This is a genomic window from Escherichia sp. MR, from assembly GCF_005280595.1.
Lineage (GTDB): Bacteria > Pseudomonadota > Gammaproteobacteria > Enterobacterales > Enterobacteriaceae > Escherichia > Escherichia ruysiae.
The window spans coordinates 1-24,567 of record NZ_SZVK01000044.1 but is presented as its reverse complement, the minus strand read 5'-3'; the positions used below and the strand labels follow the sequence as shown (position 1 = coordinate 24,567).

At 52.0% G+C, this 24,567-nt stretch carries 25 protein-coding genes, 1 other RNA gene and 1 pseudogene; 19 read left to right on the top strand and 8 right to left on the bottom strand.

Translation table 11 applies throughout. The features are described from left to right. Window positions 1–14: 14 nt before the first annotated feature. A non-coding RNA gene (gene ssrS / locus FC814_RS17100) (6S RNA) lies at window positions 15–198 on the bottom strand. 41 nt (window positions 199–239) lie between these two features. Beyond that, window positions 240–569, bottom strand: coding sequence for a cell division protein ZapA (gene zapA, locus FC814_RS17095; protein WP_001276008.1), 330 nt, complete (start codon window positions 567–569; stop codon window positions 240–242). A 166-nt stretch (window positions 570–735) separates the two neighbouring features. On the opposite strand from zapA, the gene ygfB reads away from it, so the two are divergent. The 8 genes from ygfB (at window position 736) to FC814_RS17055 (ending at window position 10,997) form a co-directional block, all read left to right on the top strand. After that, on the top strand, window positions 736–1,314 hold the full coding sequence (ygfB, locus tag FC814_RS17090) for a UPF0149 family protein YgfB (RefSeq protein WP_001295378.1): 579 nt from the start codon (window positions 736–738) through the stop codon (window positions 1,312–1,314). A gap of 25 nt (window positions 1,315–1,339) precedes the next feature. Beyond that, window positions 1,340–2,665, top strand: a complete 1,326-nt coding sequence (pepP, locus tag FC814_RS17085; RefSeq protein ID WP_137326220.1) for a Xaa-Pro aminopeptidase — start codon at window positions 1,340–1,342, stop codon at window positions 2,663–2,665. Further along, window positions 2,662–3,840, top strand: a complete 1,179-nt coding sequence (ubiH, locus tag FC814_RS17080) for a 2-octaprenyl-6-methoxyphenyl hydroxylase (protein WP_000111210.1) — start codon at window positions 2,662–2,664, stop codon at window positions 3,838–3,840. Before pepP ends, ubiH begins: the two co-directional genes overlap by 4 nt. A gap of 22 nt (window positions 3,841–3,862) precedes the next feature. Beyond that, a complete protein-coding gene (gene ubiI / locus FC814_RS17075) occupies window positions 3,863–5,065 on the top strand; it encodes an FAD-dependent 2-octaprenylphenol hydroxylase (protein ID WP_032226165.1) in 1,203 nt (400 codons plus the stop codon). Between the two features lie 447 nt (window positions 5,066–5,512). Beyond that, a complete protein-coding gene (gcvT, locus tag FC814_RS17070; protein ID WP_085461139.1) occupies window positions 5,513–6,607 on the top strand; it encodes a glycine cleavage system aminomethyltransferase GcvT in 1,095 nt (364 codons plus the stop codon). Between the two features lie 23 nt (window positions 6,608–6,630). Next, window positions 6,631–7,020, top strand: coding sequence for a glycine cleavage system protein GcvH (gene gcvH / locus FC814_RS17065; protein ID WP_001295377.1), 390 nt, complete (start codon window positions 6,631–6,633; stop codon window positions 7,018–7,020). Window positions 7,021–7,137: 117 nt separating this feature from the next. After that, window positions 7,138–10,008, top strand: a complete 2,871-nt coding sequence (gcvP, locus tag FC814_RS17060) for an aminomethyl-transferring glycine dehydrogenase (RefSeq protein WP_137326219.1) — start codon at window positions 7,138–7,140, stop codon at window positions 10,006–10,008. A gap of 245 nt (window positions 10,009–10,253) precedes the next feature. Then, window positions 10,254–10,997, top strand: coding sequence for an SDR family oxidoreductase (locus FC814_RS17055; RefSeq protein WP_137326218.1), 744 nt, complete (start codon window positions 10,254–10,256; stop codon window positions 10,995–10,997). 61 nt (window positions 10,998–11,058) lie between these two features. Here FC814_RS17055 and bglA read toward each other — a convergent pair whose 3' ends face one another. Next, the gene (gene bglA, locus FC814_RS17050) at window positions 11,059–12,492 is read right to left on the bottom strand and encodes a 6-phospho-beta-glucosidase BglA (RefSeq protein WP_065227584.1); all 1,434 of its coding nucleotides are present in this window, start codon (window positions 12,490–12,492) and stop codon (window positions 11,059–11,061) included. A 44-nt stretch (window positions 12,493–12,536) separates the two neighbouring features. Between bglA and yqfB the strand changes: the two genes are divergently transcribed. Together yqfB and FC814_RS17040 are read left to right on the top strand one after the other, a co-directional pair. After that, entirely contained in the window at window positions 12,537–12,848 is a 312-nt protein-coding gene (yqfB, locus tag FC814_RS17045) for a N(4)-acetylcytidine aminohydrolase (RefSeq protein WP_001182940.1), read from the top strand. 163 nt (window positions 12,849–13,011) lie between these two features. Then, a complete protein-coding gene (locus FC814_RS17040) occupies window positions 13,012–13,671 on the top strand; it encodes a hemolysin III family protein (RefSeq protein WP_000250277.1) in 660 nt (219 codons plus the stop codon). Window positions 13,672–13,866: 195 nt separating this feature from the next. Here FC814_RS17040 and ygfZ read toward each other — a convergent pair whose 3' ends face one another. Further along, complete coding sequence (gene ygfZ / locus FC814_RS17035; RefSeq protein WP_000886101.1) at window positions 13,867–14,847, bottom strand: tRNA-modifying protein YgfZ; 981 nt, start codon at window positions 14,845–14,847, stop codon at window positions 13,867–13,869. Window positions 14,848–14,879: 32 nt separating this feature from the next. Between ygfZ and FC814_RS17030 the strand changes: the two genes are divergently transcribed. The 3 genes from FC814_RS17030 to FC814_RS17020 are packed head-to-tail and all read left to right on the top strand — an operon-like array spanning window position 14,880 to window position 15,754. Further along, entirely contained in the window at window positions 14,880–15,110 is a 231-nt protein-coding gene (locus FC814_RS17030) for a hypothetical protein (RefSeq protein ID WP_000181265.1), read from the top strand. Next, on the top strand, window positions 15,100–15,366 hold the full coding sequence (gene sdhE / locus FC814_RS17025; protein WP_000354046.1) for an FAD assembly factor SdhE: 267 nt from the start codon (window positions 15,100–15,102) through the stop codon (window positions 15,364–15,366). The genes FC814_RS17030 and sdhE overlap by 11 nt, the downstream gene beginning before the upstream one ends. Further along, a complete protein-coding gene (locus tag FC814_RS17020) occupies window positions 15,347–15,754 on the top strand; it encodes a protein YgfX (protein ID WP_000244788.1) in 408 nt (135 codons plus the stop codon). The genes sdhE and FC814_RS17020 overlap by 20 nt, the downstream gene beginning before the upstream one ends. A 39-nt stretch (window positions 15,755–15,793) precedes the next feature. Here the strand turns inward: FC814_RS17020 and fldB are convergent, their stop codons facing one another. Beyond that, on the bottom strand, window positions 15,794–16,315 hold the full coding sequence (gene fldB, locus FC814_RS17015) for a flavodoxin FldB (RefSeq protein ID WP_001055878.1): 522 nt from the start codon (window positions 16,313–16,315) through the stop codon (window positions 15,794–15,796). 111 nt (window positions 16,316–16,426) lie between these two features. On the opposite strand from fldB, the gene xerD reads away from it, so the two are divergent. The 5 genes from xerD to lysS all read left to right on the top strand — a co-directional run bounded on the left by xerD (window position 16,427) and on the right by lysS (window position 22,513). Further along, window positions 16,427–17,323 (top strand): site-specific tyrosine recombinase XerD, encoded by an 897-nt coding sequence (gene xerD / locus FC814_RS17010; RefSeq protein WP_000806649.1) that lies wholly within the window; start codon window positions 16,427–16,429, stop codon window positions 17,321–17,323. 24 nt (window positions 17,324–17,347) lie between these two features. Beyond that, complete coding sequence (gene dsbC, locus FC814_RS17005) at window positions 17,348–18,058, top strand: bifunctional protein-disulfide isomerase/oxidoreductase DsbC (RefSeq protein WP_000715233.1); 711 nt, start codon at window positions 17,348–17,350, stop codon at window positions 18,056–18,058. 5 nt (window positions 18,059–18,063) lie between these two features. Next, window positions 18,064–19,797: a single-stranded-DNA-specific exonuclease RecJ gene (gene recJ / locus FC814_RS17000; RefSeq protein ID WP_137326217.1), complete on the top strand. Its 1,734-nt coding sequence runs from the start codon at window positions 18,064–18,066 to the stop codon at window positions 19,795–19,797. Between the two features lie 90 nt (window positions 19,798–19,887). Next, a protein-coding gene (gene prfB / locus FC814_RS16995; protein WP_001701073.1) for a peptide chain release factor 2 occupies window positions 19,888–20,986 on the top strand; the annotation gives its coding sequence in 2 pieces (ribosomal slippage) (window positions 19,888–19,962 and window positions 19,964–20,986; 1,098 coding nt in all). A gap of 9 nt (window positions 20,987–20,995) precedes the next feature. Further along, entirely contained in the window at window positions 20,996–22,513 is a 1,518-nt protein-coding gene (gene lysS / locus FC814_RS16990) for a lysine--tRNA ligase (RefSeq protein ID WP_000003093.1), read from the top strand. Between the two features lie 43 nt (window positions 22,514–22,556). On the opposite strand, the gene idi is transcribed toward lysS, so the two are convergent. Beyond that, window positions 22,557–23,105: an isopentenyl-diphosphate Delta-isomerase gene (gene idi, locus FC814_RS16985; RefSeq protein WP_137326216.1), complete on the bottom strand. Its 549-nt coding sequence runs from the start codon at window positions 23,103–23,105 to the stop codon at window positions 22,557–22,559. A 54-nt stretch (window positions 23,106–23,159) separates the two neighbouring features. On the opposite strand from idi, the gene FC814_RS16980 reads away from it, so the two are divergent. Continuing rightward, a complete protein-coding gene (locus tag FC814_RS16980) occupies window positions 23,160–23,231 on the top strand; it encodes a hypothetical protein (RefSeq protein ID WP_123056740.1) in 72 nt (23 codons plus the stop codon). On the opposite strand, the gene yqfG is transcribed toward FC814_RS16980, so the two are convergent. Together yqfG and uacT are read right to left on the bottom strand one after the other, a co-directional pair. Further along, window positions 23,228–23,353, bottom strand: coding sequence for a protein YqfG (gene yqfG / locus FC814_RS16975; protein WP_016159664.1), 126 nt, complete (start codon window positions 23,351–23,353; stop codon window positions 23,228–23,230). The two genes, FC814_RS16980 and yqfG, sit on opposite strands and share 4 nt — an antisense overlap. Before the next feature lies 1 nt (window position 23,354). Then, window positions 23,355–24,567 (bottom strand): annotated as a pseudogene (gene uacT, locus FC814_RS16970) (urate/proton symporter UacT); the annotation flags it as partial.

Below are 24,567 nucleotides of genomic sequence, written 5' to 3'. Positions count from 1 at the left end.
TGCCAGGTAAGAAGGGAATCTCCGAGATGCCGCCGCAGGCTGTAACCCTTGAACCCTTGGTTCAAGGTGAATGTGTCGTCGCAGTTTTAAGGCTTCTCGGACGAACCGAGCATGCTCACCAACCACGGAGCGCCACATTCTTGTGGTATGAAATATCGGCTCAGGGGACTGGCCCGCTTGCGAACATCTCAGAGAAATTTTGTCTTCACGGTTACTCTACCACAGTAAACCGAAAAGTGTCATTCAAAGTTTTGGTTCGTTTTTTCGGTGATGCGACCTTGTTCAAGTAACGCTTGTTCTATGGTCTGTTGCAGCATCCGAATACGCTGTTCCATACTTGCCGCGTAGTCACGAGTCTTCGCTTTTTCTTGCGCTAACTCATAGCTGATATTCAATGCAGCAATGAAGACCAACTGTTCAGTATTTGTGACTCTAGTGCGTTCTTTCAGATCTTGCAACCGCTGATTCAGATCGTCTGCGGCCTGATTCAACGCATCCCTTTGGTCAGGCGGGCAGTTCACACGCAGTGAACGGCCAAAAATTTGGATATCGACGGGTTGTGCAGACATGCCACCTTCCTGCTGATTGACTGCGCTTCCTTCGTCTTCAGACTCATGGTCTGCGAAGGGGCGAACTATAGCTACCCTGATGAGAAGAGACAAGCCCTTTTCTGGTTCACCAGGGTCCAAAGTGGTAGCATATCATGAATCTTCCTCCCTTTGATGACGAATGCTTATGTCTATACAGAACGAAATGCCTGGTTACAACGAAATGAACCAGTATCTGAACCAACAAGGGACGGGTCTGACCCCTGCTGAGATGCACGGTTTAATCAGCGGGATGATTTGCGGTGGCAATGACGACAGTTCATGGTTGCCGCTGCTTCACGACCTGACGAACGAAGGCATGGCTTTCGGTCATGAGCTGGCACAGGCATTGCGCAAAATGCACTCAGCCACCAGCGATGCCCTGCAGGATGACGGCTTCCTTTTTCAGCTTTATCTGCCTGATGGCGATGATGTCAGCGTTTTCGATCGCGCTGATGCGCTGGCAGGCTGGGTAAATCACTTCCTGCTTGGTCTTGGCGTGACTCAGCCGAAGCTGGATAAAGTGACTGGCGAAACCGGTGAAGCCATCGACGATCTGCGTAACATCGCGCAACTGGGATATGACGAAGACGAAGATCAGGAAGAGCTGGAAATGTCGCTTGAAGAGATCATCGAGTACGTCCGTGTTGCCGCGCTGTTATGCCACGACACCTTTACTCATCCGCAACCGACCGCGCCAGAAGTACAAAAACCAACTCTACACTAAAAACAAAAAACGTAAGGAGAGTGTTATGAGTGATATATCCCCGCAAGAATTTCAGCGTCGCCGTCAGGCTCTGGTGGAGCAAATGCAACCCGGCAGCGCCGCGCTGATTTTTGCCGCCCCGGAAGTGACCCGTAGCGCCGACAGCGAATATCCGTATCGTCAAAACAGTGACTTCTGGTACTTCACCGGCTTTAACGAACCGGAAGCGGTGCTGGTGCTGATTAAAAGCGATGACACTCATAACCACAGCGTTCTGTTTAACCGTGTGCGCGATCTGACGGCGGAGATCTGGTTTGGTCGTCGCTTAGGTCAGGATGCCGCGCCAGAGAAACTGGGCGTTGACCGTGCACTGGCGTTCAGCGAAATCAATCAGCAACTTTATCAACTGCTTAATGGCCTGGATGTGATTTATCACGCTCAGGGCGAATATACCTATGCTGATGAAATCGTGAACAGCGCGCTGGAAAAACTGCGTAAAGGCTCACGGCAAAATCTCACCGCTCCGGCAACGATGATCGACTGGCGTCCTGTTGTTCATGAAATGCGCCTGTTCAAATCGCCAGAAGAGATTGCCGTACTTCGCCGCGCGGGGGAAATCACCGCACTGGCGCACACCCGGGCGATGGAAAAATGCCGTCCGGGAATGTTCGAGTACCATCTGGAAGGCGAAATTCACCACGAATTTAACCGCCACGGCGCGCGCTATCCTTCCTATAACACCATTGTCGGCAGCGGTGAAAACGGCTGCATTCTGCACTACACCGAAAACGAGTGTGAACTGCGCGACGGCGACCTGGTGTTGATTGACGCGGGCTGTGAATATAAAGGTTACGCTGGCGATATTACCCGTACCTTCCCGGTCAACGGCAAATTCACTCAGGCTCAGCGTGAAATCTACGACATTGTGCTGGAGTCTCTCGAAACCAGCCTGCGTCTGTATCGTCCGGGAACTTCCATTCAGGAAGTCACCGGGGAAGTGGTGCGTATCATGATTAGCGGCCTGGTAAAACTGGGCATCCTGAAAGGTGATGTTGATGAACTGATCGCTCAGAACGCCCATCGTCCTTTCTTTATGCATGGCCTTAGCCACTGGTTAGGACTGGATGTCCATGATGTGGGCATTTATGGCCAGGAGCGCTCGCGCATTCTTGAACCGGGTATGGTACTGACCGTAGAGCCAGGTCTGTATATCGCGCCGGATGCGGATGTGCCAGAACAATATCGCGGTATCGGCATTCGTATTGAAGACGACATTGTGATTACCGAAACTGGCAACGAAAACCTCACCGCCAGCGTGGTGAAAAAGCCGGAAGAAATCGAAGCGTTGATGGCAGCTGCGAGAAAGCAATGAGCGTAATCATCGTCGGTGGCGGCATGGCGGGCGCGACGCTGGCGCTGGCTATTTCCCGGTTAAGTCACGGGGCGCTGCCGGTACATTTGATTGAAGCGACTGCGCCAGAGTCACATGCCCATCCGGGCTTTGATGGCCGGGCTATTGCGCTGGCGGCGGGCACCTGCCAGCAACTGGCACGTATCGGCGTCTGGCAATCTTTGGCTGATTGCGCAACCGCCATCACTACCGTGCATGTCAGCGATCGCGGTCATGCCGGATTCGTCACCCTCGCCGCAGAAGATTATCAACTGGCGGCGCTGGGGCAGGTTGTCGAGTTGCACAATGTCGGACAACGACTGTTTGCGCTGTTGCGCAAAGCGCCTGGCGTAACGCTGCACTGTCCGGATCGCGTGGCTAACGTTGCTCGTACTCAGAGTAACGTTGAGGTGAAACTGGAGAGTGGTGAGACGCTGACGGGGCGCGTGCTGGTAGCCGCTGACGGCACCCATTCAGCGTTAGCCACCGCGTGCGGCGTTGACTGGCAGCAGGAGCCTTACGAGCAACTGGCGGTGATTGCCAACGTTGCGACCTCCGTTGCGCACGAAGGACGCGCTTTTGAACGCTTCACGAAACATGGCCCGTTGGCGATGTTGCCGATGTCTGACGGACGCTGTTCGCTGGTCTGGTGTCATCCACTGGAACGGCGCGAAGAGGTACTGGCGTGGAGTGATGATGAGTTCTGCCGTGAACTCCAGTCTGCGTTTGGCTGGCGACTGGGGCAAATTACCCACGCCGGAAAACGCAGTGCTTATCCGCTGGCGTTAACCCGCGCCGCCAAACCTATTACCCATCGCACCGTGCTGGTGGGCAATGCAGCGCAAACCCTGCACCCGATTGCCGGGCAAGGATTTAACCTCGGTATGCGTGATGTGATGAGCCTTGCTGAAACTCTGACTCAGGCGCAGGAACGCGGAGAGGATATCGGTGATTACGGCATTTTGTGCCGTTACCATCAGCGTCGGCAGAGCGATCGCGAAGCGACTATTGGTGTAACAGACAGCCTTGTTCATATTTTTGCCAACCGCTGGGCGCCGCTGGTTGTTGGGCGCAACATCGGGCTGATGGCAATGGAATTATTCACTCCGGCACGTGATGTGTTGGCGCAGCGCACCCTTGGTTGGGTGGCGCGTTGAAGGCGGTTTTAAGGAATAAACAATGCAAAGTGTTGATGTAGCCATTGTTGGCGGCGGCATGGTGGGGCTGGCGGTTGCCTGCGGCTTACAGGGCAGCGGCTTACGCGTCGCCGTACTGGAGCAGCGCGTACCTGAACCTCTGGCGGCGGATGCACCACCACAATTGCGCGTTTCGGCTATCAATGCCGCCAGCGAAAAATTACTTACCCGTCTTGGCGTCTGGCAGGACATTATGTCCCGTAGAGCCAGTTGCTATCACGGCATGGAAGTGTGGGACAAAGACAGCTTTGGTCACATCTCGTTTGACGATCAGAGCATGGGCTATAGCCATCTTGGGCATATTGTTGAAAACTCAGTTATTCACTATGCGCTGTGGAACAAAGTGCAGCAGTCGTCAGATATCACCCTGCTAGCTCCTGCAGAATTACAGCAGGTCGCCTGGGGAGAGAACGAAACCTTCCTGACACTGAAAGACGGCAGTATGTTAACGGCGCGTCTGGTGATTGGCGCAGACGGGGCAAACTCCTGGTTGCGCAACAAAGCCGATATTCCGCTGACTTTCTGGGATTATCAGCATCACGCGCTGGTGGCGACCATTCGCACTGAAGAACCGCATGACGCAGTAGCGCGGCAGGTTTTCCATGGCGAAGGCATTCTGGCCTTTTTACCGCTTAGCGATCCGCATCTTTGTTCGATTGTCTGGTCACTGTCGCCAGAGGAAGCGCAGCGGATGCAGCAGGCAGGCGAAGACGAATTTAATCGCGCGTTAAATATCGCTTTTGATAATCGCCTGGGCTTATGCAAGGTTGAGAGCGAGCGTCAGGTGTTTCCGCTGACGGGGCGTTATGCGCGCCAGTTTGCCGCGCACCGTCTGGCGCTGGTGGGCGACGCTGCGCATACCATTCATCCGCTGGCGGGGCAGGGCGTTAATCTCGGCTTTATGGATGCTGCAGAGCTGATTGCTGAACTGAAACGGTTGCATCGTCAGGGGAAAGACATCGGGCAGTACATTTATCTGCGTCGCTATGAGCGTAGCCGCAAGCACAGTGCGGCGCTGATGCTGGCTGGTATGCAAGGCTTTCGCGATCTGTTTTCCGGGGGCAATCCGGCGAAAAAACTGCTGCGTGATATTGGCCTGAAACTGGCCGATACGCTTCCTGGCGTTAAACCACAACTGATCCGTCAGGCTATGGGATTAAATGATTTGCCTGAATGGCTGCGTTAAAAAATTTCTCCTCAACTGTTTATTTGATACCCATCACACTTTCTTCTCCCGGTTTTTTCGCCGGGAGATTTTGCTCATTTGAAATAAACTAATTTCACCATCAATTTCGCATTATATTTTCTAATGTTACGATTTTTTTATTGAGTGATTTTTGGCATATTTTCAGTTCTTAATATTGGTTTATCCAAATCGCATTCCTGAAAGCATCATATTTGTATAAAAATAAAATAAATTTTTGGTTTTTTATTCTGTTGAGATTTTTGTGTTTTTTAACCATAAGCTAATGTGATGATCAATTTTACCTTATGGTTAACCGTCTGTTTCGGTGGTAAGTTCAGGGAAAAGAGAACGATTGCGTTGGGGACCGGGAGTGGCTCCGATGCTGGGTTTCGTGGTGATATTTTCGCCATGAAAAGTTGTCAGCCCCGCTTATTCAATGAGGACAAGATGGCACAACAGACTCCTTTGTACGAACAACACACGCTTTGCGGCGCTCGCATGGTAGATTTCCACGGCTGGATGATGCCGCTGCATTACGGTTCGCAAATCGACGAACATCATGCGGTACGTACCGATGCCGGAATGTTTGATGTGTCACATATGACCATCGTCGATCTTCGCGGCAGCCGCACCAGGGAGTTTCTGCGTTATCTATTGGCGAACGATGTGGCGAAACTCACCAAAAGCGGTAAAGCCCTCTACTCCGGGATGTTGAATGCCTCTGGTGGTGTGATAGATGATCTCATCGTCTACTACTTTACTGAAGATTTCTTCCGCCTCGTTGTTAACTCCGCTACCCGCGAAAAAGACCTCTCCTGGATTACCCAACACGCTGAACCTTTCGGCATCGACATTACCGTTCGTGATGACCTTTCCATGATCGCCGTACAAGGGCCTAATGCTCAGGCAAAAGCTGCCACACTGTTTAATGACGCCCAGCGTCAGGCGGTGGAAGGGATGAAACCGTTCTTTGGCGTGCAGGCGGGCGATCTGTTTATTGCCACCACCGGTTACACCGGTGAAGCGGGTTATGAAATTGCGCTGCCCAATGAAAAAGCGGCCGATTTCTGGCGCGCGCTAGTGGAAGCGGGTGTTAAACCCTGTGGCCTGGGCGCGCGTGACACACTGCGTCTGGAAGCGGGTATGAATCTTTATGGTCAGGAGATGGACGAAACTATTTCTCCTTTAGCCGCCAATATGGGCTGGACTATCGCCTGGGAACCGGCAGATCGTGACTTCATCGGTCGTGAAGCTCTGGAAGTGCAGCGTGAGCATGGCACAGAAAAACTGGTTGGTCTGGTGATGACCGAAAAAGGCGTGCTGCGTAATGAACTGCCGGTACGTTTTACTGACGCGCAGGGCAACCAGCATGAAGGCATTATCACCAGCGGTACTTTCTCCCCGACGCTGGGTTACAGCATTGCGCTGGCGCGCGTGCCGGAAGGTATTGGTGAAACAGCGATTGTGCAAATTCGCAACCGTGAAATGCCGGTTAAAGTGACGAAACCTGTTTTTGTGCGTAACGGCAAAGCCGTCGCGTGATTTACTTTTTTGGAGATTGATTGATGAGCAACGTACCAGCAGAACTGAAATACAGCAAAGAACACGAATGGCTGCGTAAAGAAGCCGACGGCACTTACACCGTTGGCATCACCGAACACGCTCAGGAGCTGTTAGGCGATATGGTGTTTGTTGACTTGCCGGAAGTGGGCGCAACGGTTAGCGCGGGCGATGACTGCGCGGTTGCCGAATCGGTAAAAGCGGCGTCAGACATTTATGCGCCAGTAAGCGGTGAAATCGTGGCGGTAAACGACGCACTGAGCGATTCTCCGGAACTGGTGAACAGCGAACCGTATGCAGGCGGCTGGATTTTCAAAATCAAAGCCAGCGATGAAAGCGAACTGGAATCACTGCTGGATGCGACCGCATACGAAGCATTGTTAGAAGACGAGTAACGGCTTTATTCCTCTTCTGCGGGAGAGGATCAGGGTGAGGAAATTTACGCCTCACCCTCACTCTCTTCGCAAGGAGAGAGGTTCACAATTCACTGCACGTTTCAGGAACCATCGCTCATGACACAGACGTTAAGCCAGCTTGAAAACAGCGGCGCTTTTATTGAACGCCATATCGGACCGGACGCCGCGCAACAGCAAGAAATGCTGAATGCCGTTGGTGCACAATCGTTAAACGCGCTGACCGGCCAGATTGTGCCGAAAGATATTCAGCTTGCGACTCCGCCGCAGGTTGGCGCACCGGCGACCGAATACGCCGCACTGGCAGAACTCAAGGCTATTGCCAGTCGCAATAAACGCTTCACGTCTTACATCGGCATGGGTTACACCGCCGTGCAGTTACCGCCGGTTATCCTGCGTAACATGCTGGAAAATCCGGGCTGGTATACCGCGTATACCCCGTATCAACCTGAAGTTTCTCAGGGGCGCCTTGAAGCACTACTCAACTTCCAGCAGGTAACGCTGGATCTGACCGGGCTGGATATGGCTTCGGCGTCTCTGCTGGACGAAGCTACCGCTGCCGCCGAAGCAATGGCGATGGCTAAACGCGTCAGCAAACTGAAAAATGCCAATCGCTTCTTCGTTGCTTCTGACGTTCATCCGCAAACGCTGGATGTGGTTCGCACCCGTGCAGCAACCTTTGGTTTTGAAATCATTGTCGATGACGCGCAAAAAGTGCTCGATCATCAGGAAGTCTTCGGCGTGCTGTTACAGCAGGTCGGTACTACTGGTGAAATTCACGACTACACTGCGCTCATCAGCGAACTGAAATCACGCAAAATTGTGGTCAGCGTTGCCGCCGATATTATGGCGCTGGTGCTGTTAACCGCGCCGGGTAAACAGGGCGCGGATATTGTCTTTGGTTCGGCGCAACGCTTTGGCGTACCGATGGGCTACGGTGGCCCACACGCAGCATTCTTTGCGGCGAAAGATGAATACAAACGCTCCATGCCGGGGCGCATTATCGGCGTATCGAAAGATGCGGCTGGTAATACTGCGCTACGCATGGCAATGCAGACTCGCGAACAACATATTCGTCGCGAGAAAGCGAACTCCAACATTTGTACTTCCCAGGTTCTGCTGGCAAACATCGCCAGTCTGTATGCCGTTTATCACGGTCCGGTTGGTCTGAAACGTATCGCTAACCGTATTCATCGTCTGACCGATATTCTGGCTGCGGGGCTGCAACAAAAAGGTCTGAAGCTGCGCCATGTGCACTATTTCGACACCCTTTGTGTGGAAGTGGCAGACAAAGCGGGTGTACTGACGCGTGCCGAAGCGGCTGAAATCAACCTGCGTAGCGATATCCTGAACGCGGTTGGGATCACCCTTGATGAAACCACCACGCGTGAAAACGTGATGCAGCTTTTCAGCGTGCTGCTGGGCGATAACCACGGACTGGACATCGACACGCTGGACAAAGACGTGGCTCACGACAGCCGCTCTATTCAGCCTGCGATGCTGCGCGACGACGAAATCCTCACCCATCCGGTATTTAATCGCTACCACAGCGAAACCGAAATGATGCGCTATATGCACTCGCTGGAGCGTAAAGATCTGGCGCTGAATCAGGCGATGATCCCGCTGGGCTCCTGCACCATGAAACTGAACGCCGCCGCCGAGATGATCCCAATCACCTGGCCGGAATTTGCCGAACTGCACCCGTTCTGCCCGCCGGAACAGGCCGAAGGTTATCAGCAGATGATTGCGCAGTTGGCTGACTGGCTGGTGAAACTGACCGGTTACGACGCCGTTTGTATGCAGCCGAACTCTGGCGCACAGGGCGAATACGCGGGTCTGCTGGCGATTCGTCATTATCACGAAAGCCGCAACGAAGGGCATCGCGATATCTGCCTGATCCCGGCTTCTGCGCACGGAACTAACCCCGCCTCTGCACATATGGCAGGAATGCAGGTGGTGGTTGTGGCGTGTGATAAAAACGGCAACATCGATCTGACTGATCTGCGCGCGAAAGCGGAACAGGCGGGCGATAATCTCTCCTGCATCATGGTGACCTATCCTTCCACCCACGGCGTGTACGAAGAAACGATCCGTGAAGTGTGTGAAGTTGTACACCAGTTCGGCGGTCAGGTTTACCTTGATGGCGCGAACATGAACGCTCAGGTTGGTATCACTTCGCCGGGCTTTATTGGCGCGGATGTTTCGCACCTTAACCTGCATAAAACTTTCTGCATTCCGCACGGCGGTGGTGGTCCGGGTATGGGACCGATCGGTGTGAAAGCGCATCTGGCACCGTTTGTACCGGGTCATAGCGTGGTGCAAATCGAAGGCATGTTAACCCGTCAGGGCGCGGTTTCTGCGGCACCGTTCGGTAGCGCATCCATTCTGCCAATCAGCTGGATGTACATCCGCATGATGGGCGCAGAAGGGCTGAAAAAAGCAAGCCAGGTGGCAATTCTTAACGCCAACTATATTGCCAGCCGCCTGCAGGATGCCTTCCCGGTGCTGTATACCGGTCGCGACGGTCGCGTGGCGCACGAATGTATTCTCGATATTCGCCCGCTGAAAGAAGAAACCGGCATCAGCGAGCTGGATATTGCCAAGCGCCTGATCGACTACGGTTTCCACGCGCCGACGATGTCGTTCCCGGTGGCGGGTACGCTGATGGTTGAACCGACCGAATCTGAAAGCAAAGTGGAACTGGATCGCTTTATCGACGCGATGCTGGCTATCCGCGCAGAAATTGACCAGGTAAAAGCCGGTGTCTGGCCGCTGGAAGATAACCCGCTGGTGAACGCGCCGCACATTCAGAACGAACTGGTTGCCGAGTGGGCGCATCCGTACAGCCGCGAAGTTGCGGTATTCCCGGCAGGCGTGGCAGACAAATACTGGCCGACGGTGAAACGTCTGGATGATGTTTACGGCGACCGTAACCTGTTCTGCTCCTGCGTACCGATTAGCGAATACTAGTAATTTACTGATTCGACTATCTTCAAAAGGCGCTTCGGCGCCTTTTTACTTGCTGACAATTTGCTCAAACGTAAATATTGGCACGGTTTTCCCCCTCGCCCTTTTAGGGAGAGGGCCGGGGTGAGGGTAAATACCCGCAACTGTGCTGGCCTGTTCCCTCACCCTAACTCTCTCCCCGAAGGGGCGAGGGGATTGATCGTGCGCTCTTTTGACTTTGTTATCAGCCTTAATTTATGAGGAAAAAAATGGCTATAGCACTTGTGACCGGTGGCAGTCGCGGCATCGGGCGGGCAACTGCGCTGCTGCTGGCAAAAGAAGGGTATACGGTGGCGGTTAATTATCAACAAAACCTCCATGCGGCGCAGGAGGTGGTGAGCTTAATAACTAAAGCCGGTGGTAAGGCATTCGTGCTCCAGGCGGATATCAGCGACGAAAATCAGGTCATCGCAATGTTCACAGCAATCGATCAGCGTGATGAACCGTTAGCCGTGCTGGTTAATAACGCAGGAATTTTGTTTACCCAATGCACAGTGGAAAATCTCACCGCAGAGCGAATCAACCGAGTACTTTCCACCAACGTGACGGGTTATTTTCTCTGCTGCCGCGAGGCGGTAAAACGCATGGCGCTGAAAAACGGCGGCAGTGGCGGCGCTATCGTCAATGTTTCTTCGGTAGCAGCCAGGCTGGGATCACCCGGAGAATACGTTGATTATGCGGCATCGAAAGGGGCGATTGATACGTTAACCACCGGATTATCGCTGGAAGTCGCCGCGCAGGGCATTCGCGTTAACGGCGTGCGGCCTGGGTTTATTTATACCGAAATGCATGCCAGCGGTGGTGAACCTGGACGCGTCGATCGCGTTAAGTCGAACATCCCCATGCAGCGCGGCGGACAGGCGGAAGAGGTCGCGCAGGCCATTGTCTGGCTGTTAAGCGATAAAGCCTCTTATGTCACGGGAAGTTTTATCGATTTGGCTGGTGGGAAATAAAGCAGGAAAGTTGTCTGACCGGATGCAACGCAACAAGCATTGCATCCGGTACTTCATCTACTTAAAGTTTCTCGCCGTTGCTGGCAATCACTTCTTTGTACCAGTTAAAGCTCTTCTTACGTGAACGCGACATATCACCAGTACCGTCGTCATGTTTATTCACATAGATAAAACCGTAGCGTTTGCTGTACTGCCCGGTGGTGAACGATACACAGTCGATGCAGCCCCACGGCGTGTAGCCCATCAGATCCACACCATCGTAAGTCACCGCTTTTTTCATCTCGTCAATATGGGCGCGCAGGTAGTCAATGCGGTAGTCGTCGTTGATGCTGCCATCTTCTTCCACTTTGTCGTAAGCGCCAAAACCGTTTTCGACAATAAACAGCGGCTTCTGGTAACGCTCATACAATTCGCAAAGCGCGTAACGCAGACCTACCGGATCAATCTGCCAGCCCCAGTCAGACGCTTTAACATACGGGTTCGGTACGCTGCCTTCGAAACCAGAAATTGCATCGCCGGTGCCGCCTTCGGCCTTCACCGCGTTGGTCATGTAATAGCTGAAGCCAAGATAATCGCAGGTGCCTTCGCGCAGTATATCGAGATCGCCGTCTTCCATTTTGATGTTAAATCCGCGACGTTCCCACTCGTTCAATACATAAGAAGGGTAGTAGCCGCGTAGCTGGACATCGGTAAAGACGTAACGTTCGCGCATCGACTCCTGGGCAAACATTACATCGTCCGGGTTACAGGAATAAGGATAGAGCGGCACCATCGCCAGCATACAGCCGACTTTCATCTCCGGGTTAATGCGACGCGCAGCTTTCACTGCCAGGGCGCTGGCGACAAACTGGTGATGCAGCACCTGATACATCGTCTCTTCCGGGTTTTCATGCTCGGTATACACCACGCCGGAGCAGCAGTAACCGAACAGCGGCGCACGCCAGTTACGCTGGTTGTTAATTTCGTTGAAGGTCATCCAGTATTTGACTTTGTGCTTATAGCGTTCAAATACCACTTCCGCGAAACGGACAAAGAAATCAACCACTTTACGGTTGGTCCAGCTACCGTATTGCTGCACCAGATGTAGCGGCATTTCAAAGTGGGAGAGGGTGATCACCGGTTCGATATTGTATTTCAGCAGTTCATCGAACATATCGTCGTAAAACTTCAGCCCTTCTTCGTTTGGCTGAGCTTCATCGCCTTTGGGGAAAATGCGCGTCCAGGCGATGGAAGTACGAAAACATTTGAAGCCCATTTCAGCGAAGAGCTTGATGTCTTCCTTGTAGTGACCGTAAAAATCTACCGCTTCATGGTTCGGATAGTATTTGCCCGGCAAGACTTCTTTGGTGATTTCGCGCGGCACGCCGTGTGCGCCACCTGTCAGTACGTCACAAATACTCGGCCCTTTGCCGCCTTTGTTCCAGCCGCCTTCGACCTGATGAGCGGCAACTGCGCCGCCCCATAAGAAATCTTTCGGTAAGGTGAGTTTTTTCACTATCATAGGCTCCAGATGAGTCAATTCTTACAGGAAATAGTACCATGCAGCCAAACGACATCACTTTTTTTCAACGATTCCAGGATGACATTCTGGCTGGGCGTAAAACCATCACAATCCGTGACGAGTCTGAATCGCACTTTAAAGCTGGCGATGTGCTTCGTGTCGGGCGCTTTGAAGATGACGGCTATTTTTGCACCATTGAAGTCACTGCAACCTCAACGGTGACGCTGGATACTCTCACAGAAAAACACGCACAACAGGAAAATATGACCCTGGCTGAATTGAAAAAGGTCATTGCCGACATCTATCCCGATCAGACACAGTTTTATGTGATTGAATTTAAATGTCTTTAAATTGAACTCACGCCTGTTAGTTGAAATTTTGCATTTAATTTCATGATTTTTCGGAGATTAATCTCAAATCAGAATTTATTTTAGCTAACAGGTGTTCACTGGAACTATTCTCAGTTACGCTGGAGATGTATACACGTGCGTGTACGTTTCTCCGGAGTAAGTTATGGTTCAGAAGCCTCTCATTAAGCAGGGATATTCGCTGGCAGAGGAAATTGCCAACAGCGTCAGTCACGGTATTGGACTGGTGTTTGGTATCGTCGGGTTGGTATTGCTACTGGTTCAGGCGGTGGATCTCAATGCCAGCGCCACGGCGATAACCAGTTACAGCCTCTATGGCGGCAGTATGATCCTGCTGTTCCTCGCTTCGACGCTTTATCATGCCATTCCTCATCAACGGGCAAAAATGTGGCTGAAGAAATTTGACCACTGCGCCATTTATCTGTTGATTGCCGGAACCTACACGCCGTTTTTGCTGGTGGGGCTGGATTCTCCGTTAGCGCGCGGGCTGATGATTGTTATCTGGAGCCTGGCATTGCTGGGGATTCTGTTCAAACTGACCATCGCGCACCGATTTAAAATCTTATCTCTGGTGACCTATCTGGCGATGGGCTGGCTGTCGCTGGTGGTGATTTATGAAATGGCAGTTAAGCTGGCGGCAGGCAGCGTTACCTTACTGGCGGTCGGTGGCGTGGTTTACTCGCTTGGCGTGGTTTTCTACGTCTGCAAACGCATTCCCTACAACCACGCCATCTGGCACGGCTTTGTGCTCGGCGGCAGCGTGTGCCATTTTCTGGCGATCTATTTGTATATTGGGCAGGCGTAATTGGTATGCCTTTGTAGGAATGAAAAGACACACCAGCGTCGCATCAGGCATCAGAGCGCAACCGCCGGATGCGGCGTGAACGCCTTATCCGGCCTACGGGCTACGTCCCTGTTGTGATAAAGGCACCAATTCCCAGGCCTGATAAGGCGCGTCAGCGTCGCATCAGGCAATAGATGCCCGAAGCGATACAGAAATTTACTCTTCCAGCGAATACGGCAGCGGCTCGATATGCAATGTATTCGCATCGTCACGAACGCGGAAAACGCTGTCCGGTTCCATGTCGTTATTCATGACGACCTGCACTACGACCTGCCCATCTTCCAGTTTGACCGCCGCCAGCACGGTTCCGGTACGACGCCAGTTTTCGCCCATTTTCAGCTCTAAGTCTTCACCTGCTTCCGGCAGCCGGCTGGCGCTACCTGCCAGCAACCAGAGCGCGCGTTTGTTGGCACCACGGAATTTTGCTCGCGCTACCATCTCTTGCCCGGTATAGCAGCCTTTCTTAAAGCTGATGCCGCCCAGCGCCTGGAGGTTGGTCGCTTGGGGGATAAACTGCCCGCTGTTAGGCGCATCAATCACCGGGAAACCCGCTTCAATGTTTAATGCCAGCCACTGTTGGCTATTATTCAGTTCCGCTTCGCCGCGAAGCTTGTCGGTCAGCACACTGGCGGTAGTTTCATCGGTCACGATCAGAAAACGTTCTGCTGGGTGTTCAAACCAAAGCAGTGTCGTCACACCTTCTCTGACCGCCTGTTTTTCCTTCGAAGGCAGTTCGCTAAAGAGATTTGCCAGCGCGGCGCGAGCCTGAAAACCGGCAACACCGAGAAGCACACGCTCGTCGTCTGGCGCGATGGTCACTTTAGAAAATACCGCATATTTTTTCAGTTCAGTCAGTTGCGATTCACGCACGCTGCGCCGTTCAATCCACGCAAAGCCATCGCCATCGCGAAACAGACGCAAATTGCTCCACATTTTACCTTTAGCATCGCAATGTGCGGCGAGCAGGTGCTGATCTTCTGTCATCTGGCTGACATCTGCTGTCACCTGACCTTGTATATATTTTTCGCTGTCCGTGCCAGTAATGGTGGCAAGCGCCCAGTCATCAAGCGTCATCAGTGTCAACGGTAAACGGGCAGAAGCCGTAGGCTGACGGGGAGGAAAAGGTGTAAAAGCCATAATGGAGTCCTGTTTTACAAACGGCGTAATTAATGACTAATGGTAAAAGAGCTATGGGGCATTGCAAGTGCTTTCACTACGCGATCTGTGCCTTCAGCCAGGCTTTGCGAGGTGACTTCCAAAAAAATGAAGCCTTTGAATTGTTGTGGATTAATTTCGCGATCGTGATTGTGTTTACCGATATTCCCGCAAAAGAAGTCGAAAAACACGTTACAATAGCCAGGTACTGGATTTTCGTGAGACAGGAAGAAGATGGACATTAACAACAAAGCCCGCATTCATTGGGCATGCCGCCGTGGTATGCGCGAACTTGATATTTCGATCATGCCGTTTTTCGAACATGAGTACGACAGCTTAAGCGATGACGAAAAACGCATCTTTATTCGTCTGCTGGAATGTGACGATCCCGATCTGTTCAACTGGCTGATGAATCACGGTAAACCGGCCGATGCAGAACTGGAAATGATGGTCCGACTCATCCAGACACGGAACCGGGAACGTGGTCCTGTGGCAATCTGAACTGCGCGTCTCCTGGCGCGCGCAGTGGCTTTCCTTGCTGATTCATGGGCTGGTTGCCGCTGTTATTTTGCTCATGCCCTGGCCGCTTAGTTACACCCCGTTATGGCTGGTGTTGCTTTCGCTGGTGGTGTTTGATTGCGTCCGCAGCCAGCGGCGCATTAATGCTCGCCAGGGAGAGATTCGTCTGCTGATGGATGGGCGTTTGCGCTGGCAGGGGCAGGAGTGGAGCATCGTCAAAGCGCCGTGGATGATTAAAAGCGGCATGATGTTGCGTCTACGTTCTGATAGCGGCAAACGTCAGCATCTGTGGCTGGCAGCAGACAGCATGGATGAAGCCGAATGGCGGGATTTGCGGCGGATTTTGTTACAGCAGGAGACGCAAAGATAATGGCGACGGCAAAGCGAGTGCGCTATGCCGTCAGTAATCTCAGGCGTAATGCTCTGCCATTTCGTTGAGGATTTGCTCACACCAGCTCTGAATACGCTCGTCGCTAAGGTCATACTGGTTAGTTTCGTCCAGCGCCAGACCCACGAACAGTTGTCCGTCAGCAATCACCGGTTTCGGGCTGGTAAACTCATATCCTTCCGTTGGCCAGTAGCCGACGAACTTCACGCCTTTGGTCGAGAGTTTGTCATGCAGCATACCGAGTGCATCGAGGAACCACTCACCATATCCCAGTTGATCGCCTAATCCATATAGCGCAACAATTTTACCTTTGAGATTCAGGTCGTCGAGCTGATCCCAGACGGCTTCCCAGTCTTCCTGGATTTCGCCAAAATCCCAGGTCGGGATACCCAGAATGAGCACATCGTACTGCTCCATTAATTTCGGGGAGTCGTCCTTGAGGTTATGTAAGGTCACCAGTTCTGGGCCGATAATATCGCGGATTTTTTCTGCCGCCATTTCGGTGTAACAGGTGCTGGAACCGTAAAAAAGACCCATATTCATAACGTAAGCTTCTCGATTCTGCTGTGGCTTTTGCGGCTAGTGTATCAGAATCGCTTTAGTCACGGCACAATAAGGCATAATGGATCAAACGAGTAACGATAAGGGGCGCAAGTGAAACAGGATCTGGCACGCATCGAGCAGTTTCTTGATGCCCTGTGGCTGGAGAAAAATCTGGCAGAAAATACGTTGAACGCATATCGTCGCGATCTGTCAATGATGGTGGAGTGGTTGCATCATCGTGGATTGACGCTGGCAACGGCGCAAAGCGGCGACTTACAGGCATTACTGGCAGAACGGCTGGAAGGCGGGTATAAAGCCACCAGTTCCGCTCGTTTGCTGAGTGCGGTGCGCCGATTGTTCCAGTATCTTTATCGCGAAAAGTTTCGTGAAGACGATCCCAGTGCGCATCTTGCTTCGCCGAAATTACCCCAGCGTCTACCGAAAGATTTAAGTGAAGCGCAAGTCGAAAGGTTATTGCAGGCACCGTTGGTTGATCAGCCTCTGGAGCTACGCGACAAAGCGATGCTCGAAGTGCTGTATGCTACCGGATTGCGTGTCTCTGAACTTGTAGGGTTGACGATGAGCGATATCAGCTTGCGTCAGGGCGTGGTGCGGGTAATCGGTAAAGGCAATAAAGAACGCCTGGTGCCGTTAGGTGAAGAGGCAGTCTACTGGCTGGAAACCTATCTGGAACACGGGCGACCGTGGTTGCTAAACGGTGTGTCGATTGATGTACTGTTTCCCAGCCAGCGTGCGCAGCAGATGACGAGACAAACCTTCTGGCATCGCATTAAACATTATGCCGTGCTGGCGGGGATCGACAGCGAAAAGCTGTCACCGCATGTGTTGCGTCACGCTTTTGCCACTCATTTATTAAATCATGGTGCGGATTTACGCGTGGTACAGATGCTACTGGGCCACAGCGATCTTTCCACCACGCAAATTTATACGCATGTCGCTACTGAGCGTCTGCGGCAACTTCATCAACAGCATCACCCTCGGGCGTGATAGCTGAAAAGAACGGGATGACTTATGAAGAAAGGTTTTATGTTGTTTACTTTGTTGACGGCGTTTTCTGGCTTTGCTCAGGCTGATGACACGGCAATTCAACAAACGCTAGCCAAAATGGGCATTAAAAGCAGCGATATTCAGCCAGCACCCGTGGCAGGCATGAAGACAGTTCTGACTAACAGCGGTGTGTTGTACATCACCGATGATGGTAAACACATCATTCAGGGGCCAATGTATGACGTTAGCGGCGCGGCACCGATCAACGTCACCAACCAGATGCTGTTAAAGCAACTGAATGCGCTGGAAAAAGAGATGATTATCTACAAAGCGCCGCAAGAAAAGCACGTCATCACCGTGTTTACCGACATTACCTGCGGTTACTGCCACAAAATGCATGAGCAGATGGCTGACTACAACGCGCTGGGGATCACCGTGCGTTATCTCGCGTTCCCGCGCCAGGGGCTGGAGAGCCAGGCTGAACAACAAATGAAAGCCATCTGGTGTGCAAAAGATAAAAACAAAGCGTTTGATGATGTGATGGCAGGTAAAGCTGCCACTCCGGCAAGTTGCGATATTGATATTGCCGACCATTACGCACTTGGCGTACAGCTTGGCGTTAGCGGTACTCCGGCAGTTGTGCTGAGCAATGGCACACTTGTTCCGGGTTACCAGCCGCCGAAAGCGATGAAAGAATTCCTCGACGAACATCAAAAAATGACCAGCGGTAAATAATTCGCGTGAAACAACAGATACAACTTCGTCGTCGTGAAGTCGACGAAACGGCAGACTTGCCCGCTGACTTGCCCCCCTTGCTGCGGCGTTTATACGCCAGTCGGGGCGTGCGCAGCGCGCAGGAACTGGAGCGCAGCGTTAAAGGTATGCTGCCCTGGCAGCAACTGAGCGGTGTCGAAAAGGCCGTTGAGATCCTTTACAACGCTTTTCGCGAAGGAACGCGGATTATTGTGGTCGGGGATTTCGATGCCGACGGTGCCACCAGCACAGCTCTTAGCGTGCTGGCGATGCGTTCTCTCGGCTGTGACAACATCGACTACCTTGTACCGAACCGTTTCGAAGACGGTTACGGCTTAAGTCCTGAAGTGGTCGATCAAGCTCATGCGCGTGGTGCGCAGTTGATTGTAACGGTTGATAACGGTATTTCTTCTCACGCAGGAGTTGAACATGCTCGCTCGTTGGGCATTCCGGTTATTGTTACCGATCATCATTTGCCTGGCGAAACTTTACCTGCGGCGGAAGCCATTATTAATCCTAATCTGCGTGACTGCGAGTTCCCGTCGAAATCGCTAGCAGGCGTTGGCGTAGCGTTTTATATGATGCTGGCGTTACGCACCTTTTTGCGCGATCGGGGGTGGTTCGATGAGCGTGGTATCGCAATACCGAATCTGGCGGAATTGCTGGATCTGGTGGCGCTGGGTACGGTGGCGGACGTAGTGCCGCTGGACGCCAATAATCGCATTCTGACCTGGCAGGGGATGAGTCGCATTCGTGCCGGGAAATGCCGCCCGGGGATTAAAGCCCTGCTGGAAGTGGCAAACCGCGATGCACAAAAACTCGCTGCCAGCGATTTAGGTTTTGCGCTGGGGCCGCGTCTCAATGCCGCCGGACGACTGGATGATATGTCCGTTGGCGTGGCACTGTTACTTTGCGACAACATCGGCGAAGCGCGCGTTCTGGCTAATGAGCTTGATGCACTAAACCAGACGCGAAAAGAGATTGAACAGGGAATGCAGGTCGAAGCACTGACCTTGTGCGAGCAACTGGAGCGTAGCCGCGATACGCTACCTGGCGGGCTGGCAATGTATCACCCTGAATGGCATCAGGGCGTCGTTGGTATTCTGGCTTCGCGCATCAAAGAGCGTTTTCATCGTCCGGTTATCGCCTTTGCGCCTGCGGGCGACGGTACGCTGAAAGGTTCTGGTCGCTCCATCCAGGGATTGCATATGCGTGATGCGCTGGAGCGGTTAGACACGCTCTACCCTGGCATGATGCTCAAGTTTGGCGGTCATGCGATGGCGGCAGGATTGTCGCTGGAAGAGGACAAATTCGAACTCTTTCAGCAACGCTTTGGCGAACTGGTTACCGAGTGGCTGGATCCGGCATTATTACAGGGTGAAGTGGTTTCCGACGGCCCGTTAAGTGCAGCGGAGATGACCATGGAAGTTGCGCAACTGCTGCGTGATGCCGGTCCGTGGGGGCAGATGTTCCCGGAACCGCTGTTTGACGGTCATTTTCGCCTGCTGCAACAGCGGTTGGTGGGAGAGCGCCATCTGAAGGTTATGGTTGAACCGGTTGGCGGCGGCCCGCTGCTGGATGGTATTGCTTTTAATGTCGATACCGCCCTCTGGCCGGATAACGGCGTTCGTGAAGTACAACTGGCCTACAAGCTGGATATCAACGAGTTTCGCGGCAACCGCAGTCTACAGATTATCATCGATAATATCTGGCCACTTTAGCATCGTCTTCTCTATAAAAAAGAGTGTGGATTGGGTACAATCCCGCTCTTATCACCGCATTTTGACTAGCTCAATAAAAGAAATCAGACCATGTTTGAAATTAATCCGGTAAATAATCGCATTCAGGACCTCACGGAACGCTCCGACGTTCTTAGGGGGTATCTTTGACTACGACGCCAAGAAAGAGCGTCTGGAAGAAGTAAACGCCGAGCTGGAACAGCCGGATGTCTGGAACGAACCCGAACGCGCACAGGCGCTGGGTAAAGAGCGTTCCTCCCTCGAGGCTGTTGTCGATACCCTCGACCAAATGAAACAAGGGCTGGAAGATGTTTCCGGTCTGCTGGAACTGGCTGTAGAAGCTGACGACGAAGAAACCTTTAACGAAGCCGTTGCTGAACTCGACGCCCTGGAAGAAAAACTGGCGCAGCTTGAGTTCCGCCGCATGTTCTCCGGCGAATATGACAGCGCCGACTGCTACCTTGATATCCAGGCTGGTTCCGGCGGTACGGAAGCGCAGGACTGGGCAAGTATGCTTGAGCGTATGTATCTGCGCTGGGCAGAATCGCGCGGTTTCAAAACTGAAATTATCGAAGAGTCGGAAGGTGAAGTAGCGGGTATCAAATCCGTGACTATCAAGATCTCCGGCGATTACGCTTATGGTTGGCTGCGCACAGAAACCGGTGTTCACCGTCTGGTGCGTAAAAGCCCGTTTGACTCCGGCGGTCGTCGCCACACGTCGTTTAGTTCCGCGTTTGTTTACCCAGAAGTGGATGACGATATTGATATCGAAATCAACCCAGCGGATCTGCGCATTGATGTCTATCGCGCGTCCGGTGCGGGCGGTCAGCACGTTAACCGTACCGAATCTGCGGTGCGTATTACTCACATCCCGACCGGGATTGTGACCCAGTGCCAGAACGACCGTTCCCAGCACAAGAACAAAGACCAGGCCATGAAGCAGATGAAAGCAAAACTTTATGAACTGGAGATGCAGAAGAAGAATGCTGAGAAACAGGCGATGGAAGACAATAAATCTGACATCGGCTGGGGCAGCCAGATTCGTTCTTATGTCCTTGATGACTCCCGCATTAAAGATCTGCGCACCGGGGTTGAAACCCGCAACACGCAGGCAGTGCTGGATGGCAGCCTGGATCAATTTATCGAAGCAAGTTTGAAAGCTGGGTTATAAGGAACCAACATGTCTGAACAACACGTACAAGGCACTGACGCGGTAACCGATCTTAACAATGAACTGAAAACTCGTCGCGAAAAGCTGGCGAACCTGCGCGAGCAGGGGATTGCCTTTCCGAATGATTTTCGTCGCGACCATACTTCTGACCAACTGCATACAGACTTCGACGGTAAAGAGAACGAAGAGCTGGAAGAGTTGAACATCGAAGTTGCTGTAGCTGGTCGCATGATGACTCGCCGAATTATGGGTAAAGCCTCTTTCGTTACCCTGCAGGACGTCGGTGGTCGCATTCAGCTGTATGTAGCTCGTGATGATCTGCCGGAAGGCGTTTATAACGATCAATTTAAGAAATGGGATCTTGGCGATATTATCGGCGCAAAAGGTAAGCTGTTTAAAACCAAAACCGGCGAGCTGTCTATTCACTGCACCGAGCTGCGTCTGCTGACCAAAGCACTGCGCCCGCTGCCAGACAAATTCCACGGCTTGCAAGATCAGGAAGCGCGTTATCGTCAGCGTTATCTGGATCTCATCTCTAACGATGATTCCCGCAACACCTTTAAAGTGCGTTCACAGATCCTCTCTGGCATTCGCCAGTTCATGGTGAATCGCGGCTTTATGGAAGTTGAAACCCCGATGATGCAGGTGATCCCGGGCGGTGCGGCTGCGCGTCCATTTATCACCCATCACAACGCGCTGGATCTCGACATGTACCTGCGTATTGCGCCGGAACTGTACCTCAAGCGTCTGGTGGTTGGCGGTTTTGAACGCGTGTTCGAAATCAACCGTAACTTCCGTAACGAAGGTATCTCCGTGCGCCATAACCCAGAGTTCACCATGATGGAACTCTATATGGCTTACGCGGATTACAAAGATCTGATCGAACTGACCGAATCGCTGTTCCGCACTCTGGCTCAGGATATTCTCGGTAAGACTGAAGTAACCTACGGTGATGTGGTACTGGACTTCGGTAAGCCGTTCGAAAAACTGACCATGCGTGAAGCGATTAAGAAATATCGCCCGGAAACCGACATGGCAGACCTGGATAACTTTGACTCTGCGAAAGCGATTGCTGAATCTCTCGGCATTCACGTTGAGAAGAGCTGGGGGCTGGGTCGTATTGTGACCGAGATCTTTGACGAAGTGGCAGAAGCGAATCTGATTCAGCCGACCTTCATTACTGAATACCCGGCTGAAGTTTCTCCGCTGGCGCGTCGTAACGACGTCAACCCGGAAATCACCGATCGCTTTGAATTCTTTATTGGCGGTCGTGAGATTGGTAACGGCTTTAGCGAACTGAACGATGCAGAAGATCAGGCGCAGCGTTTCCTGGATCAGGTTGCGGCGAAAGACGCAGGCGACGATGAAGCAATGTTCTACGATGAAGATTACGTTACTGCACTGGAACATGGTCTGCCGCCGACAGCAGGTCTGGGAATTGGTATCGACCGTATGGTTATGCTTTTCACCAACAGCCATACTATCCGCGACGTTATTCTGTTCCCGGCGATGCGTCCGGTAAAATAAGTATTACGCGTAAGCACATAACCCCGGCAACCGTCGGGGTTTTTTATTTAAGCTGTGTAAATGCAGACAATTGTTTTCTGGCTTCGCTATTGGCTGCCTGCATCACCATCCACGGGCTGAATGCCCACGGCGTGGCATCAATACCGCGTAATACATCTGCTAAATCACACCATTGATAATCCATCACTTCATCATTGTTGGGCTGTAACTCGCTGACCACGCGTGCGGCAAATACCGGGCACACTTCATTTTCGACAATGCCACTCGGATCGGTGACGCGGTAGTGAAAGTCAGGATAGACCGGTTCTGGTGATGTTATTTCCACACCCAGTTCAAAGCGGCAACGGCGGATCACCGCGTCTTCGTTGCTTTCTCCCAATTGTGGATGCCCACAAACCGAGTTTGTCCACACACCCGGCCATGCTTTTTTGCTCAGTGCGCGGCGGGTAACTAATAATTGCCCTTTGGCATTAAACAGCCAACTGGAGAACGCGAGATGTAAGGGGGTATTTGCCGTGTGTGCAGCATATTTTTCCAGTGTACCCGAAGGGACTCCCTGTGCATTCAGTAAAATGACGTGTTCCGTTTGCATAATTTCTCACATGTAATTCTAATCACTCGTCATTATAGATAACAGAAGTGTTAAATGATTAACCAAGTGAGCGTTTATCGACAACCGCCCGTTTTGAGCGGATGCCGACAGAGAAAGACCATTTAAAAAAGCAACATCATATATTTGAAGCGGCTTTCAATAGCCATTGCAACGCAGTCAGAAATGACAGGAATGGAGATCATTAAGAGTAATAACAGACTGAATATAGCGCGCATTAAAAGATTCATATTATTCTCCATGCTCATTTTTCTTCAGCTTGCGCATCAGAAGCCACATACGTACTGTCCTGACTTTTAGATCTTTATCAGAGACGGATTCCTTTACCAGGTCAGCATGATGCTGATAGCCATTAAAGAAGACGTTCAGCACAACGGCGCTAAGGGTTGCGAGCATAATGCCGCTATGCAGCAACGGTTGCAGTACGGTCGGTAATTTAGAAAAAAAATCGTGAGAAAGCGTCGGAGTCATGCCAACGCCGAGACTGATTGCCACAATATAGAGGTTGTAACGGTTGGTGGTGTAGTTACAGCGCGACAGAATCCGAATCCCTGTAGCCAGCACCATGCCGAACATCACCAGCCCCGCGCCGCCCAGCACAAATTGCGGAATGGAAGCCACCAGCACCGCCATTTTGGGCACCATGCCGAACAGAATTAAAATAATCCCCGAAGAAATACACACCCAGCGGCTATGAACGCGCGTCACGCTGACCAGACCGACGTTTTGTGAAAAAGATGTATGCGGAAAACTGTTAAACGTTCCGCCGATCATGGTTCCTACGCCATCCACGCGCAGCCCGCGAATAATGTCGTGCGAAGAGAGCTTACGACCGACTATTTCACCCAGTGCCAGGAACATCCCCATCGACTCAATAAATACGATGATGAGTACTGTGCGGTCATGGTCAAAATAGAAACGGGGTCGAAAATCGGCATACCAAACGACATCGGCGTAACAATCGCAAACCACGAAGCATCATGCAGCCCGGATAAATTGACTTCATTCATCATCCACGAAAGTAAAAAGCCAAATACAATCCCCAGTAATACGGCGACATTGGACATAAATCCTTTTGCATAGCGAGTAATAAGCAAGATGAAAATTAAGACTGCGAAGGAGATTCCTAAATAAACGGGATTACCATATTGCGGATTTCCTTTACCTCCCGCAGCCCAATCAATGCCCACCTGAATAATACTCAGCCCGATAGAGGTAATAACCACACCGGTAACCAGCGGTGGGAACAAAGGCATTAAGCGACCAATAAGCGGCGCTAATAATGTGGTGATAAATCCTGCTGCGATGGTTGCGCCAAAAATCCCCAGCAGCCCGATATCCGAGTTCATCCCGATAGCTATCATTGGCGGGTGATGCTGCCAACTTACTGATTTAGTGTATGATGGTGTTTTTGAGGTGCTCCAGTGGCTTCTGTTTCTATCAG